Source organism: Zavarzinia aquatilis (assembly GCF_003173035.1).
GTDB lineage: Bacteria > Pseudomonadota > Alphaproteobacteria > Zavarziniales > Zavarziniaceae > Zavarzinia > Zavarzinia aquatilis.
The window spans coordinates 53,110-67,252 of record NZ_QGLE01000014.1; the positions used below are offsets into that span (position 1 = coordinate 53,110).

Consider the following 14,143-nt stretch of genomic DNA (forward strand, 5'->3'; position numbering starts at 1 on the left):
GGTGGAAGAAATCTGGCAAAAATCGCCCCGGTCGTCTTCGGGCGAATGGATAGAAGCCCGCAACAGTTTTGACCATTTGGCGCAAATGCCGCATCCTGTCGCCATGACCCTTTCCACCGATCCCGCTGCCTGGGTGCGCCGCGTGGCGGCTGCGCTGCTGCCGGACACCCACGCCATCGGCGGCGAGGTCGCGCGCCAGATCGGCGCGCGAATGCCCGAAATCGCGGCCTTCGGCGCCAGCGAAACCGTGCTGACCACCTGCCGGGCCAATACGTCGGGCATCTTCGATTATCTGAGCCGGGGCGTGCCGCTCGAGACCTTCACCCCGACGGAGGAAGTGATCACCCTGACCCGTCTGCTGGTGAAACAGGGGCTGACGGGCAATTTCGTGTTCCGCGCCTATCCCATCGGCATCCAGTATCTGATCGAAATCTGGGCCGACGCGGTGCGCGACCATGGCCCGCCCGGTCCCATCGCGGTCGACGTGGTGAAGACCGGCGCGTCCTACATGATGGCCTGGCTCGACCTCATCACCGCCCGCCTGTCGGAGGAACATCGCCGGGAGCTGGAGCGCCTCGCCCGGGAACGCTCGCTGAGCCTCGTCGAAGCGGTGCGCCGGGTGATCGACGACCCTCCTACGGAGGCGGAAGCGGCGTCCCACCGCCTCGGCTACCCGCTGAAGGGCCGGCATGTCGCCATGATCCTGCGCGAGCCGCCGCAAGGGGCCGGCCCCCCGACCCCGGTCGAGGCCATCGTGCAGGACTGGGGCGAGGCGCTGCGGGCCGAACACAGCCTGATCGTCCGGGTCGATGCCCGAACCAGCTGGTGCTGGCTGTCGCTGCGCCCCGGACCGCCGCGCCCGTGGCGGCCAAGGCAGAGCGGCATCGTCGCCGGCATCGGGCGCCCGGCCACCGGCATCGCCGGTTTCGCCAGTAGTCACCGCGACGCGGCGGATGCGCTGCGGGTCGCTGAGCGCATCCTGCCCCCGGGCGACACCGTTGTGTCCTTCGAGACGGCGTCGATGGCCGCGCTGTGCGCGGCGGAGCCGGCGCGCCTATCCGCCTTCATCGGCGATGAACTCGGGCCGCTGGCCGGCACCGGTGCCGCCGCGCGGCGCGGGCGCGAGACCCTGGCGGCCTTCTATGCCGCCAATTGCAATTTCCGCTCGGCCGCGGCGGCGCTTGGCCTGCATCACAACACGATCCGCTACCGGCTGGAACAGATCGAGGCCCAGCTCGGCCATCCGGTCGGCGAGCGGCGCCTGCAGACCGAGCTGGCGCTGCATCTCTTCGCCCTGTTCGGCGCCAGCCTCAGCGCGTGACCCCGGGCCCCAGCGGCTCGAGGAAGAAGGCGGTCAGGCCCTTGAGGTCGATGGCGGCGGACATGCGGGTGCGGCCATCGCGGGCACGTTGGCGCACCTCTTCGGCAAGGGCATCGAGATCGGCGCTGTCGACATCATAAAGCGCGAGATAGCCCTGCCCCTCGCCCAGAGGATCGAGGAACGGCATGGCGAGGCGATAACGCCGCGCCCCGAAGATGCCGGGGATCGCGCAGACCTCGGGCACATGGGTCGTGTCGTACCAGGTGTTGAAAGCCGCCTCCTGCCCCTCGGTGGGGCGCGACAGGGCGACGAAGAGCTGGCGGCGATGCCCCGCCTCACCGTGGAAGGGCCCCTGCGGACTGAAGACGAGGGCGGTCAGCGTCGCGCCGTCGAGCGCATCGCTGACGGCGATCCGTCCATCGGCATGGGCATCGACCAGTTCAGCCAGCAGCGCCCCGAGGTCGTCACCCTCGAGGTCGTAGACCACGGCGTGGCTCCACGGCACTTCGCCCCGGAACGGCAGCGCGACGCGGAAACGCTGTGCCCCGACAAAGCCGGGCAGCCGCATCAGGTCCGGGATATGCTGTGTCTCGTACCAGTCATGGAATTCTGCCGTCCGATCGGCGCTGGCCGGATTGGACAATACGATCTGCACATGTCGGGCCATCGTCCCCACCTTGTCGCTGGTCGCCGCCTTGTCTTCGGCGGGCTGACACGGAACAGTCGCCGAATACCGTTACCATGAGACCGTCCATATGGAGGAGCAGATGGGCAATACCCGGATCGAGCGCGACAGCTTCGGCCCCATCGAGGTGCCGGCCGATCGCCTCTGGGGTGCCAATACCCAGCGCAGCCTGGAGAATTTTCCCATCGGCGGCCCCGCCGAGCGGATGCCGGCGGCCATCATCCGCGGCCTCGCGCTGGTCAAGCTGGCGGCGGCGCGGGTCAATGGCGCCCTCGGCGTGCTGCCCCCCGAACTCGCGGCCGCCATCGCCGAAGCCGCGACCGAAGTCGCCGACGGCCGCCACGCCGACGAATTCCCGCTGGTGATCTGGCAGACCGGCTCGGGCACCCAGTCCAACATGAATGTGAACGAGGTGATCGCCAACCGCGCCAACGACATGCTGGGCGGCGCGCGCGGCTCGAAATCGCCGGTTCATCCGAACGACCATGTGAATTTCGGCCAGTCGTCAAACGACAGTTTCCCGACCGCGATCCATGTCGCGGCCGCCGAGGAAACCGCCCGCCGGCTGCTGCCTTCGCTGCGCCATCTGCACGAGGCGCTGAAGGCCAAGGCGGCGGAATGGGCCGATGTGATCAAGATGGGCCGCACCCATCTGCAGGATGCGGTCCCCCTCACCCTCGGCCAGGAATTCGGCGGCTATGCCGCCCAGCTCGGCTTCGCCATCGCCGGCATCGACCATGCGCTGCAGGGCGTGCTCGACCTCGCCCAGGGCGGCACCGCCGTCGGCACCGGCCTCAACGCCATCGAAGGCTTCGATGCAAGGGTGGCCGAGGAATTGTCGCGCCTGACCGGAATTGCCTTCCGCAGCGCGCCCGACAAATTCGCCGCCCTCGCCGGGCATGAGCCGGCGGCGGCCCTGTCGGCGGCGGTCGAGGTCGCGGCCATCGCCTGTTTCAAGATCGCCAGCGACATCCGCCTGATGGGCTCCGGCCCCCGCTCCGGCCTTGGCGAATTGTCCCTGCCCGAGAACGAGCCCGGCTCGTCGATCATGCCGGGCAAGGTGAACCCGACCCAGGCGGAAGCCCTGACCATGGTCGCGACCCGCGTGCACGGCAATCACACCACCATCGCCTTTGCCGCCAGCCAGGGCCATTTCGAGCTGAATGTGTTCAAGCCGGTGATCGGCGCGACGCTGTTGCAGTCGATCGGCCTTCTTGGCGATGCCGCCCGCTCCTTCGCCGACCGCTGCGTCGCGGGCGCGCGTGCCAACACGGCGAAGCTGGACGAATCCTTGCGCCGCTCGCTGATGCTGGTGACCGCCCTCGCCCCCGAGATCGGCTACGACAATGCGGCGAAGATCGCCAAACACGCCCATCACCACGACCAGACCCTGCGCGAGGCCGCGCTCGAACTCGGCCTGATCGACGCGGATCGCTTCGACCTGCTGGTCGACCCGCGCCGGATGCTCGGTCCCGACAAGCCCTAGAGGAGTATCATGCAAAAGCGCTCGATCGAGATCGCCGGCCATCGCACGTCGGTCAGCCTGGAAGACAGCTTCTGGCAGGCCCTGTCCGATTACGCCCGGCAGCAGGGGGCGACGATCAACGCGCTGGTGACCGAGATTGACACCGGCCGCGACCCCGACAGCAACCTCTCGAGCGCGATCCGCCAGTTTTTGCTGGCCGCCGCGCGGGCCGGCCGGCTGCCGCTCCCGGGCGGCGACGACTAGGTTTTTTCCGGCTACGGAAAGGAATTCGCCCTCCTGTCGTCATCCCGGCGCAGACCGGGATCCTGGGCCGGCAAGCGCGCCTCTCTCGTCCAAAGGCCCCGGCCTTCGCCGAGGCGACGACGATCAAGGGTCAATCAAACCACCGGCCTCACTCGCCGTCATCGCCAAGCGTCACCGAAACCTCGACCTCCATGCCGAGATAGCCGCCGGCATCGCCGGTGAAACTGCCGGATATCGGGATCGCTTGCGCCGGATCGCGGGTGACGGCGACCCGGATCAGGGCTTCGCTGCCGATGAGACCATTGGTCGGATCATATTCGACCCAGCCGGCGCCGGGCAGGAACACTTCGGCCCAGGCGTGGGTCGCGCCGGCCCCCTGCACCGCAGCCCCCTCGGCACCGGCGTCGAGGGCGGGATCGTAGAGATAGCCCGAGACGAAACGCGCGCCGAGGCCAAGATGGCGAGCCGCCTCGATGAACAGCAGGGCGAAATCCCGGCAGGTGCCACTGCCCCGCTCCAGCGTCTCGACCGGGGTCTGCGTCCCCTCCTCGTCCCGGGCCTGATAGGCGAAACCCTGGTGGATACCGTCGTTGATATCGCTCAGAAGGGCGAGCGTGTCCGTGCCCTTGGCCATGACGAAACCCGCCGCCCATTCGGCCAGCCGCCCCTTGGGATCGGGATAATGGGTCTCGCGCAAGGGCCCCAGATCGCGCCGGTCGTCCGAGGCATAAATGAAGGGATAGGTCGCGGCGTCGGCGTCGATATCCATGCTGGGCGGCACATAAGGGTATCGCTCCAGCCGCAGCGTGCTTTCGATTTCCAGCACCGCCGCGTCTTCCGCGAATTCGGCGATGGCGATGGAATTGCCGAAAACGTCGTGAATCCAGCGCAGTTCGGCTGGCGGCGACAGGCGCAGCGTCGCGTCGAGCAGGCGCAGGTCATGACTGTCCCGCGGCCTCAGCATCAGCCGATGGGGGCCGAAGGTCACCGGCCCCGAATACTGGTAGCGGGTGACATGGCGAACCGTCATCCGGCCCGTCATCAGTTGCCCCCCAGGCCCTTCAGCAGCTGATCGACGATGGCCTTGCCCGAGCCGCCGCCGCTCCCGCCGCCGGGCAAGCCGGGCAGCTTCGAGCCGATGAATTTCTGCAGGTAGTAATTTTCGATGTCCCGGCTGCGCACCGTGGCATTCACATCGTCCGGCGGGCCGGTCAGGTCGATGCCGAGGGCGGGCAGATCGGCCGGCGCCACCAGCTGCAGGGCAAGGCGCACCTTGGTCGCCCAGGCCGGCAGGTCGATGGTCCCCTCGCCGCCCAGGCTGGCGCCATCCATGTCGGAAGCAAGGCCGTCGAGGCGGATCACGCCCTTGTCGATGACGAGGCCGGTCGAAATGCGCCGATAATCGGTCGCGCCCGATTTCAGGGCATGGGCAATGCGGCCGACGATGTCGCCCGGCTGGTTCACGGTGGCAAGACCGTCCGACAGGGCCTTGAGGTCGATGCCCTGCAGCTTGCCGTTGCTGGCGACCAGCGCCCCCTTGCCGGCGAGGCTGGAGACGATCTCGAAGGTGCTGCGGCCGCGCCCCGCGAGTTCGACGACGAGGGCACCGCTGCCGGACAGGCCCGGCTCCCCGCCCTGCCGCCCGGTCACCCGGTCGAGATCGAAGCCGTTGGCCTTGAGGTCGACCGAAAGCGCGACCGCATCGCCGGAAGCATCGAGGACGAGCCCCCCCTCGAGCGTGCCCGGCTCGGCGAAGGCCTTGAGGCCGGAGACAGCGATGCGCCCCGACGCGGCATCGACCCGGGCCGCGACCCCGGTCAGTACGAAACGCCCCGACACGATGCGGTCGACGGCAAGATCGAGCGTGCCTTCGATCCGGCGGAAAGCGGCGAGATCGAGCGGCTTGGTGGACCAGCGTCCGGCCTGTCCGCCGGTTGACTTGGCGGGAGCCCCCGAAGGATTGGCTGCGGGCGCGCCACCGCCGAACAGCGCGAGATCGAGGCGCGTGGCCGTCGCCTGCCCGTCGAAGCGCGTGGTTGCGCCAAAGGCGATCTTGCCCCGGATGCTCAGGTCGCTGTCGCCCAGCACCAGTTTCAGACCGTTCAGCTTCACCTGATCGGTGCCACCGACCGCATCGACATCAAGTTTCAACGGCCCGGAGACCGGCCCGGTCAGGCCAAGGCGGGTCAACATGCCGGCGCCATTCGCGCCGTTCAGTCGGCCGGTGAATTTATAGCCGCCCTCGGTCTCGACCGCGGCCGACGCCTGAACCTCGGCCGGGCCGAGCATCCCTTTCAGCTCGAAGGCCGGGCTTTTCGGCACGCCGCGCAGGGCAACCGTCAGGTCGACCGGGCCGAGCACCGGACCGGCCGGGGCAGGTGTCAGACCGATCTGGCGGGCGACCGCGATCAGCTCGGGCGCGCTCAGCGCCCCCTTCAGATCGAAATTCAGGGCATCGAGCCGCCCGATCGAGCCGGCGAGGGCGAGCCGCGTGTCGCCCAGCCCCAGCTTGGCGTCGACCACCGGACTGTCGGGCTTGCCGGTAATATGGGCCTCCAGCACTAGGGCGCCGAGGCTATCGACATCGGCCGGGGCCGCTTCGCCCGCGAGGGCGAAGAGGGGCGCGGGCGATGGCGCGGTGGCGCGCACCTCGAAATCGCCCTCGGTCGCGTCCTTGACGAAACCGAGCTTGCCCTTGGCGCCAAGGGCGAGGCCCGCGAAATCGCCGACGGTGAATTCGGCCAGCCGCAAGGCCTCGGCCGAGAGCGTGCCGTCGAGCAGCACGGCTTTCACATCCCGCCCGTCGAAGGTCACACTCTTCGCGGCAAGACGCAGGGCGATATCGAACCCCAGCCCGGCGAGGGGCGAGGCCGTGGGCGCGCCGATCTGCGCCAGCGGATTGCCCGTGGCCGGCGCAGAGGCCGGCAACGCCGGCGCGGCATTGCGATAGCCGTCGAGATCGAGCCGGTCGATGTCGAGGGAGAGCATGGCCACGGGACGCGGCCCCGGCTGCCAGCCGGCACTGCCCCGCGCCGTCGCGCCGTCCAGCCTGACGACGAGATTGCCGAGCGTGCCGCCGACACCGTCGGTCACCAGCTTGCCGGTCAGGCCGAAACGGGTCAGGCGGTCGGCCGGCAGCCCTTCGGGCGTGATCTTCAGCCAGTCGGTCAGGGCCCGCGGATTGTCGGAAGCGACATCGACGCTGCCCTCGAAGCGCAGGCGGCCATCCCGACTTGCAGCGCTGCCCGACAGGCCGAAATCCGTGCCCCCCGGCAGGACCGCCGAAGCATTCGACAGGGTCAGCCGGCCGCCTTCCAGGGTGGCGACGACGGCAATCTTCTGCACGACGGCGCCGGCATATTGTACCGCGTCGATGGCCAGATCGACATCGGCGGTCAGCCCGCGCGGCAGATCGACCGCGGCGGTTTCCGCCGCGGGCAGGGTCGCCGCCGCCGGGACATCGGGCTTCGTCTTGCTGGCGTCACCGGCGAAGGCGGCATGAAGCGCATCGCCGTCGAGCCGGGGCAGGCGCATCTTCAGCGAAACGGAAGGCGTATCGCCCAGCTGAATCGCCAGGCGGCCGCTGCCGCGCGCTTCGCCCACGGCGACGACAAGGTCGTCCAGTGCGATGGCGGCCGGCGTCGCCTTCAACTGGCCCTCGATGGAGACGGCCCCGGCCAGCGGCAGGCTGATCCCGGTCAGGCCGGTGACGGCGGCGGCATCCTCGACGGTCAGCACCGCCTTGCCGTCGATCGCGGGTCCGGCGGCGCCGAGTTGCAGATTGCCCGAGGCATGAACGCCGGCCCCGGCCAGGCCGAGCCGGGCGTCGAAACCGATGGGCGTGCCCGGCGTCAGGCGGCCAAGCACGAGATCGAGCAGCACCGGCATTCCGCGATAGGAGGCACCGCCGCTGGCGGTGAAGGGCCCCTGCAGGCTGGGGGCGGAGAGCGAGGCCTCGATGGTCTCGATCCGCTGGATGTCGCCGCCGCGCGGCCGGTATTCAAAGCTGCCGTCTTCGATCACCACCCGCTGGACCGCGATCCCGGGGGCACTGCCGCCCGGCCCTGCCTCGGCGTTTCCCGCGGACGCGGGCGCGACCGCAGGCGTCGCCGTCGGCTCGGCCCAGGTGACGGTGGGTTTCGACAGGCGGATTTCAGCGACATCAACAACGCCGCCCAGCAAAGGCAACAGGCTGAGGCGCAGGTCGATCGCCGCGACGGTGGCGAGATTGGGGGCGTCCGGCGTCTCACCCTCGACCACGATGTCGCGGACCGAGACGGCAGGCACGGGCAGCAAGGTAAAGCGGATGTCGCCGCCGAGGCTGACACGGTGCCCCGTCGCCTCCTCGATCAGGGCGGCAATCCTGGGCTTCTGGGCGTTGAGATCGACGAGAAGCGGTGCCGCGAAGCCGAGCCCGACCACGACACCGACCGCCGCCCCCACCCCGATCAGAAGCTTGCGCAAATCACGTCTCCGTCCAATGCTTTGGCCATTGTAGCCGCCACCGATGCAGGACGGAAACCGCCGCATGGCAGACATCATCAATTTGCGCCGGGCACGCAAGGCGAAAGCCCGGGCCGAGGCATCGAGCGCCGCAGCGGAGAACCGGGCCCGCTTCGGCCGCACCGGCGCCGAGAAGAAACGCGAGGCGGCCCAGAAGCAGCTCGACGAAAAGCGCCTCGACGGTCACCGCCGCGACGACGAAACGCCCTAGCGACCCGTCAGGGCCTCGACCACCAGGCCTTCGGTCAGCAGCTGCGGCAGAACGACCGGCCGATCCGCCCCCGGCCGGTAAAGCAGATAGAGCGGCACCCCGGACCGTCCGTTCTCGGCCAGCAGGCGGGTGATCGTGCCGTCGCGGTTGGTCCAGTCGCCGATCATATAGACCGTGCCCGTGCTCGCCAGCGCGTCCTTCACCGCCGGCCGCTCCAGCGCCACCTGTTCGTTGACGAGGCAGGTGATGCACCAGGCCGCGGTCAGATTGACGAAAACCGGCTTGCCTTCCGTCCGCAGGGCCAGAAGTCGCTCCGGATTATACGGCTCCGCCCCGGCCTGATCGGCAAGGCCCTTGCCGGCGCCGCTCTCCGCCGGCATGGCGGCCAGCACCAGGGCGCCGATCACCGCGGCGGTGCCAACCAGCCGGCCGCCGACACCACCGAATTCATGGACGAGGAAAGCCGCGAGGGCGATCAGCAGCAGGCCGGCGCCGGCCGCCGCGACCCCCATCGGCCCCGACTGGACAGCCAGCACCCAGAGCAGCCACACGGTCGAGGCAAAGAGCGGAAAGGCCAGCAGCTTCTTCAGTCGCACCATCCAGCCGCCCGGCTTCGGCAGCAGACGGGCCAAGCCGGGCACGAAGCTGATCAGAAGAAAGGGCGACGACAGGCCAAGGCCGAGCGCCATGAACACCGCGAAGGCTTCATGGGCCGGACGGGTCAGGGCGAAACCGAGGGCCGCGCCCATGAAGGGCGCCGTGCAGGGCGTCGCCACGACGGCGGCGAGCAGGCCGGTACCGAAAGTCCCGGCGAGGCCACCCCGGCGCACCAGCCCCTCGCCCGCCCCCATCAGCCGGTTGCCGAAAGAGACGATGTCGAGCATCCACAGGCCGAGGGCGAAAAAGAGATAGCCAAGCAGCGAAACGACGATGGGCGATTGCAGCTGGAAGCCCCAGCCGATGGACTCGCCCCCGGCCCGCAGGGTGAGCAGGGCACCGGCCAGCAGGGCGAAACAGGCGAGCACGCCGAGCGTATAGGCAATGCCGTGGTGGCGCACCACCGGCCCCGGCCCCTTGCCCGCCATGGACAGCACCTTGATCGACAGCACGGGCAGCACGCAGGGCATCAGGTTGAGGATGAGCCCGCCAACAAAGGCGAAGGCGAGCGCCAGCAGGATGCCGATGTCTGGCGCGTCGGGCGCCGGCGCCGGAGGGGGAGCGGTCGCCGCCGAGGCGGCTGGCGCGACGCTGGCGAGCGGCGTGTCGACGACATAGGAGCGCGTCCAGCCGCCGCCCCCGACCACGATCACACCGGACAGGCGCGTGCCCTTGAAGTCCTTCTCCAGCGTCGCGGTCAGGCGACTGCCGTCGAAGACCTGGGGCGCCGCGGCGACGATACTGTCGCCGTCGAAGGGAAAGAAGCGCGCGGTCGCGACCTTCATGCTCGCGGGCAGCAGGATTTCCAGGCTGTCGCCCGCCCGTGTCGCCACGACCGGCTCGCCAAGGGGCAGGGGCAGTTTCTCCCGCGCCTGCTCGAAGCCAAGGGCGTGGGCGGGATCGGCGGCGAAGGTGGCGGCGACGGGCACCGACAGGGACAGGTCCGCCCCCTCGGGCACGCAGATTTCGGCGCAGATCAGCCAGTCGGCCCGCGCGCGCAGCTCAAGCGTGCCGCCCGCGAAACCCTCCGGCACCGCGATATCGGTCAGCAGCCAGGTCTCGCCCTCGAAGCCGTAATTCATGAAGGGACCGACCGGGATCGCCTCGGGCCGGGGCCAGGCGATGGCGCCCGCGCTCACCCCCTGCGGCACGGTCCAGACGATGGTGGTGGCAAGGCCGGTGTCGCCCGGGTTCACCCAATAGGTATGCCAGCCCGGCCGGGCGACCAGCTTCAGGGCGACGCTCAGGGTCCGCCCCGGCACCGCCGGCCCTTCGGCGATCAGTTCCGCCACGGCATTTTCCGTGGCGACGGGCTGCGCGGACGCGAGCCGCGGCAGCACCATCACCGCGAGGGCGAGAACGAGGACGTGGAGGATGAGGCGGATCGACGGGATGTGGCGTGGCATGACAGGACTTATACGCAGGATTGAGGCCAAGTGATGATGCGCCGCCTTGCCGCTGTCTGCGCTTTTTTATCGCTTTTCCCGTATCTGGGCGCCGCGCGGCCGTCGGAGGCGGCGCGGCTGTATCCTCCATCCGGACGGGCCGCCGCCATCGCCGCCGGCTGCGGCGAGGCGGAGTGCTGCGAGAAGTCGCTGGGCAGTCCCCGAATCGAGCTGCGCTGGCGCGATGCCTTGTCCGATGAAACCCTGCATTTCCGCTGGTCGCGGAACGGCGGCTCGACCTTGAGCAAGATCAATGCGGCAGGGCAGCGGACCACCTATTTCTGCCTTGTCTGGGCTGCATTGCGCCTCGATTGAGGGGTCGCGGTCACGCTGCGGGATCGCGTTGACGGCTGTCATAAAAAACCGCTTGCACCCCCGGATTTTTGCCCTATATCTCCGCTCCAGACGCACCCGCACGTGCCCTTGGCCCACGGTGGTACAGCAACGACGTTAGGCGTCCTTTTTGGAATTTCCGGGCTCGCCCCGAAACCCGAGAGGGAACCAACATGTTGGACCGTGAAGGCCTGAAGGCTGGCACTGCCCACCGACACATTCGAGAGACCGCCCTCGCTTCCGTAACGGGAGGCCGGCAGGTTTTCGCCGCCGCTTTCAGCGCCGCCGTCCGCTCGAGTATGCGGGCGCCGGACTGACTTCCGGCAACCGGCCCCGACGGGCCGTGACCGCCTAGACCCAAACATCACCCGAATTGTCGTTGTTTCTCGTCCGCCCCTCACGGCGGCACGTCTGGGACCACTCACATGACCGAGAAGATTCGCCGTTTCCTCGACGAGCGTCGCCCCGCCACCCCCTGCCTGGTGGTCGACCTGGACGTGATCGAGGATAACTACCTCAATCTCAACCGCCTGCTCCCGGCGGCGAAGATCTTCTATGCCGTCAAGGCGAACCCGATGCCGGAAGTCGTCGGCCGACTGCGCAGCCTCGGCTCCTCCTTCGACACCGCCTCGCGCGGCGAGATCGAGCTGGTGCTGTCCCAGGGCGCCGATCCGGCCAATGTCTCCTTCGGCAACACGATCAAGAAGGAAACCGACATCGCGACGGCCTATGCCCTCGGTGTCCGGCTCTTCGCCTTCGACTCGGAAGCCGAGCTCGAGAAGATCGCCCGCTCCGCCCCCGGCTCGCGCGTGTTCTGCCGCGTTCTCGTCGAATGCGACGGCGCCGAATGGCCGCTGTCGCGCAAGTTCGGCTGCGCCCCGCAGATGGCCGCCGACCTGATGGTGAAGGCGCGCGAGCATGGCCTCGACCCCTATGGCATCTCGTTCCATGTCGGCTCGCAGCAGACCGACCTCGGCCAGTGGGACAAGGCGGTCGGCGGCGTCGCCCAGCTGTTCTCGATCCTGCGCGAGCGGGACGTCGAGCTGCGCATGATCAACCTCGGCGGCGGCTTCCCGGCCAAATACCGTTCGGACATCCCCCCGCTCGAGGCCTATGCCGAGGCGGTGATGGGCGCGATCTACAAGCACTTCGGCAACGCGATCCCCGACATCATCATCGAGCCGGGCCGCAGCATGGCCGGCGATGCCGGCGTGCTGCAGACCGAGGTCGTGCTGATCTCGAAGAAGGACGAAGCGGAAGACAAGCGCTGGATCTATCTCGACGTCGGCAAGTTCTCCGGCCTGGCCGAGACCATGGACGAGGCGATCAAATACCGCCTGTGCACCCCGCATGACGGCGGCGCCACCGGTCCCGTGATCCTCGCCGGCCCGACCTGCGATTCGGCCGACATCCTCTACGAGAAGGCGAATTACGAGCTGCCCGTCGATCTGAAGATCGGCGACAAGATCGAGATCCTGGCGACCGGCGCCTATACGACCTCCTACTCCTCGGTGAATTTCAACGGCTTCGCGCCGCTGAACACGATCTGCATCTGACCCCGCCTCTGGTTGGAAAGGGACTACTGATGATCAACGAACATTGGGGTTTCCGCGTCGGCGAGCGCATCACCGTCCCCGGTCTGTGGGGCGAGCAGATGGGCACCGTGATCGACTTCGCGACCATGCAGGGTCGCAACGCGGGCCGCGTCGCCCATGTCGTCGTCTACCGCCTGGACGACGGCCGCGTGTCGAGCGACACGCCGGAGCGCCTGTTCCGCCTGAACCGCAACCACCGCGCCTATGGCGGCATGGGCACCCAGGCCCGCGCCGCGTAAGGCACCGGCATCCATCGAAAAGGCCGCCCCGCAAGGGCGGCCTTTTTTAATTCATGAAGGGTCATCGTTGACGGGGGCCGGGGTCATTTGGCCGCCGGCACCGCCGGCCACGACAGGCGCGGTCACTCCGCCCGGGTGGAATGCAGGATCATGTCGTCGAGTGCCTTCACCTCGGCGTCGATCGCCGCCTGTTCGGCGCTGCGCTGCGCTTCGCTCGCCGGGGGATGCTGTTCCAGCTGCTGCTGGCGCCGTTTCGCGGCGTCGAGGCGGACGCGGGCCGCCGCCAGTTCCTCGGCCTTGGCCTGGCGGTTGCGCGAGGCTTCGCGCAGTGCGATGTCGAGCCGGGCCAGTTCCGCCTTCTGGGCGCGGTTGCGCGCCTCGGCCGCGGCGAGGGCGGCGCTGGTCGCGCTGGCTTCGGCCCGGGCGGTGCCGGCCCGCGCCTGCATCTCCCGCGCCATGGCCTCGGCGCGCTGGGCGTCCTGTTCCCGCTCGGCCACCCGGCGGTCGTAGGTGCCGTCGACGACATTGCCGATGCCGGAGAAATAGCCCGCGCGATTGGGGTCCTGCTCGCGCGCGCAGGCGCCGAGGCCAAACGACAGGCCGGCGGCCAACAACAGGGATTTTGTGATCTTGGGGGACATATCCGGGTTCCGATCAGGCGTCCGGCACGCTGGCGAGGGCGCGGGCGAGTTCGTCGCGGCTGCGGGCGATATCCTGGGCCGAGCGGCCGATGTCGGCCTGGGCCTGATTCAGATTGGCCCGCCCCTGCCCGCCGACATAGCTGCCGTCCTCGGCGATCTTCTGGCGCACCTCGCCGGCATTGGACAGGGCTTCATCCATCAGCCGCAGGTCTTCCTGCATCGAGGCGGTACGGTTGCGGTAATCCTTGGCCGAGATCTGGCCGGCGCGATACTGCTGTTCCAGGAGGGCGATCTTCTGGCGGTTGTCCGCCGCCACCCGGGCCGAGGAGGCCGCGATCTGGCGGTAGGAATTTGCTTCGTTGCTGGCCGCCTGGATGCGGGCGTCCAGCGCCTGTTCGCGGCTCGCGTATTGCTCGTTCTGGCTGGCGATGTAATAGCCGGAGGCGCCGCCGAGGGCACCGCCCGCCGCCGCGCCGATCAGGGCACCGCGACCCCGGTTCTTGGAATCGGACAGCGCCCCGACGAGGGCGCCGAGCAGGGCACCGGCGACCGCGCCGGTCGCCACCGTGTCGTTGAAACGGTCGGTCTGCTGGCGCAGCGCGGCCTGCGCCGGGGTCAGCGGCTGGTCGTAATCATAACCGCCATAGCCACCGCCGCCGCCGCTCGCGCAGCCGCCGAGGCCCAGCGCCGCGACCAGCACCATCACCCCGAGGGGACGAAGCCCAGCGACCTTCACCCGCGCGACCATCGAAAGACCTCCACGACCCATATCCCTATCGCAAGA

General features: G+C 69.0%; 13 protein-coding genes. 7 read left to right on the plus strand and 6 right to left on the minus strand.

Features of this window, described 5'->3' with window-relative positions; all coding sequences use genetic code 11:
* The first annotated feature begins 103 nt into the window (after window positions 1-103).
* Window positions 104-1,321 carry a PucR family transcriptional regulator gene (locus DKG74_RS18905; protein WP_165837760.1) on the plus strand — a complete coding sequence of 406 codons (1,218 nt, stop codon included), beginning with the start codon at window positions 104-106 and terminating at the stop codon, window positions 1,319-1,321.
* On the opposite strand, the gene DKG74_RS18910 is transcribed toward DKG74_RS18905, so the two are convergent.
* Window positions 1,311-1,988: a DUF4286 family protein gene (locus DKG74_RS18910; RefSeq protein ID WP_109907742.1), complete on the minus strand. Its 678-nt coding sequence runs from the start codon at window positions 1,986-1,988 to the stop codon at window positions 1,311-1,313. The genes DKG74_RS18905 and DKG74_RS18910 overlap by 11 nt on opposite strands.
* Before the next feature lie 100 nt (window positions 1,989-2,088).
* On the opposite strand from DKG74_RS18910, the gene fumC reads away from it, so the two are divergent.
* Both fumC and DKG74_RS18920 read left to right on the plus strand, forming a co-directional pair.
* A complete protein-coding gene (gene fumC, locus DKG74_RS18915; RefSeq protein ID WP_109907787.1) occupies window positions 2,089-3,492 on the plus strand; it encodes a class II fumarate hydratase in 1,404 nt (467 codons plus the stop codon).
* 9 nt (window positions 3,493-3,501) lie between these two features.
* Window positions 3,502-3,735, plus strand: a complete 234-nt coding sequence (locus tag DKG74_RS18920) for a ribbon-helix-helix domain-containing protein (RefSeq protein ID WP_109907743.1) — start codon at window positions 3,502-3,504, stop codon at window positions 3,733-3,735.
* A gap of 148 nt (window positions 3,736-3,883) precedes the next feature.
* Here the strand turns inward: DKG74_RS18920 and DKG74_RS18925 are convergent, their stop codons facing one another.
* Window positions 3,884-4,777 (minus strand): transglutaminase family protein, encoded by an 894-nt coding sequence (locus tag DKG74_RS18925; RefSeq protein ID WP_109907744.1) that lies wholly within the window; start codon window positions 4,775-4,777, stop codon window positions 3,884-3,886.
* On the minus strand, window positions 4,777-8,199 hold the full coding sequence (locus tag DKG74_RS18930; RefSeq protein ID WP_165837761.1) for an AsmA family protein: 3,423 nt from the start codon (window positions 8,197-8,199) through the stop codon (window positions 4,777-4,779). The genes DKG74_RS18925 and DKG74_RS18930 overlap by 1 nt, the downstream gene beginning before the upstream one ends.
* 64 nt (window positions 8,200-8,263) lie before the next feature.
* On the opposite strand from DKG74_RS18930, the gene DKG74_RS18935 reads away from it, so the two are divergent.
* Complete coding sequence (locus DKG74_RS18935; protein WP_109907746.1) at window positions 8,264-8,449, plus strand: DUF4169 family protein; 186 nt, start codon at window positions 8,264-8,266, stop codon at window positions 8,447-8,449.
* On the opposite strand, the gene DKG74_RS18940 is transcribed toward DKG74_RS18935, so the two are convergent.
* Window positions 8,446-10,512, minus strand: a complete 2,067-nt coding sequence (locus DKG74_RS18940; protein WP_109907747.1) for a protein-disulfide reductase DsbD family protein — start codon at window positions 10,510-10,512, stop codon at window positions 8,446-8,448. The two genes, DKG74_RS18935 and DKG74_RS18940, sit on opposite strands and share 4 nt — an antisense overlap.
* 33 nt (window positions 10,513-10,545) lie before the next feature.
* On the opposite strand from DKG74_RS18940, the gene DKG74_RS18945 reads away from it, so the two are divergent.
* The 3 genes from DKG74_RS18945 to DKG74_RS18955 all read left to right on the plus strand — a co-directional run bounded on the left by DKG74_RS18945 (window position 10,546) and on the right by DKG74_RS18955 (window position 12,718).
* Window positions 10,546-10,866 carry a hypothetical protein gene (locus DKG74_RS18945; RefSeq protein ID WP_109907748.1) on the plus strand — a complete coding sequence of 107 codons (321 nt, stop codon included), beginning with the start codon at window positions 10,546-10,548 and terminating at the stop codon, window positions 10,864-10,866.
* 443 nt (window positions 10,867-11,309) lie between these two features.
* Window positions 11,310-12,440, plus strand: a complete 1,131-nt coding sequence (locus tag DKG74_RS18950; protein WP_109907749.1) for a type III PLP-dependent enzyme — start codon at window positions 11,310-11,312, stop codon at window positions 12,438-12,440.
* 29 nt (window positions 12,441-12,469) lie between these two features.
* The gene (locus DKG74_RS18955; protein WP_109907750.1) at window positions 12,470-12,718 is read left to right on the plus strand and encodes a hypothetical protein; all 249 of its coding nucleotides are present in this window, start codon (window positions 12,470-12,472) and stop codon (window positions 12,716-12,718) included.
* A gap of 122 nt (window positions 12,719-12,840) precedes the next feature.
* Here the strand turns inward: DKG74_RS18955 and DKG74_RS21860 are convergent, their stop codons facing one another.
* Complete coding sequence (locus DKG74_RS21860) at window positions 12,841-13,359, minus strand: hypothetical protein (RefSeq protein WP_165837762.1); 519 nt, start codon at window positions 13,357-13,359, stop codon at window positions 12,841-12,843.
* A 13-nt stretch (window positions 13,360-13,372) separates the two neighbouring features.
* The gene (locus DKG74_RS18965; protein WP_109907751.1) at window positions 13,373-14,107 is read right to left on the minus strand and encodes a YMGG-like glycine zipper-containing protein; all 735 of its coding nucleotides are present in this window, start codon (window positions 14,105-14,107) and stop codon (window positions 13,373-13,375) included.
* Between the last annotated feature and the right edge of the window lie 36 nt (window positions 14,108-14,143).

Excerpts from the sequence above, each read along its gene's own strand:
- DKG74_RS18905 (WP_165837760.1), top strand. The coding sequence starts at position 104 with ATGACCCTTTCCACCGATCCCGCTGCCTGGGTGCGCCGCGTGGCGGCT.
- DKG74_RS18955 (WP_109907750.1), top strand. The coding sequence starts at position 12,470 with ATGATCAACGAACATTGGGGTTTCCGCGTCGGCGAGCGCATCACCGTC.
- fumC (WP_109907787.1), top strand. The coding sequence starts at position 2,089 with ATGGGCAATACCCGGATCGAGCGCGACAGCTTCGGCCCCATCGAGGTG.
- DKG74_RS21860 (WP_165837762.1), bottom strand. The coding sequence starts at position 13,359 with ATGTCCCCCAAGATCACAAAATCCCTGTTGTTGGCCGCCGGCCTGTCG.
- DKG74_RS18945 (WP_109907748.1), top strand. The coding sequence starts at position 10,546 with ATGATGCGCCGCCTTGCCGCTGTCTGCGCTTTTTTATCGCTTTTCCCG.
- DKG74_RS18925 (WP_109907744.1), bottom strand. The coding sequence starts at position 4,777 with ATGACGGGCCGGATGACGGTTCGCCATGTCACCCGCTACCAGTATTCG.
- DKG74_RS18920 (WP_109907743.1), top strand. The coding sequence starts at position 3,502 with ATGCAAAAGCGCTCGATCGAGATCGCCGGCCATCGCACGTCGGTCAGC.
- DKG74_RS18965 (WP_109907751.1), bottom strand. The coding sequence starts at position 14,107 with ATGGTCGCGCGGGTGAAGGTCGCTGGGCTTCGTCCCCTCGGGGTGATG.
- DKG74_RS18935 (WP_109907746.1), top strand. The coding sequence starts at position 8,264 with ATGGCAGACATCATCAATTTGCGCCGGGCACGCAAGGCGAAAGCCCGG.
- DKG74_RS18910 (WP_109907742.1), bottom strand. The coding sequence starts at position 1,988 with ATGGCCCGACATGTGCAGATCGTATTGTCCAATCCGGCCAGCGCCGAT.
- DKG74_RS18940 (WP_109907747.1), bottom strand. The coding sequence starts at position 10,512 with ATGCCACGCCACATCCCGTCGATCCGCCTCATCCTCCACGTCCTCGTT.
- DKG74_RS18950 (WP_109907749.1), top strand. The coding sequence starts at position 11,310 with ATGACCGAGAAGATTCGCCGTTTCCTCGACGAGCGTCGCCCCGCCACC.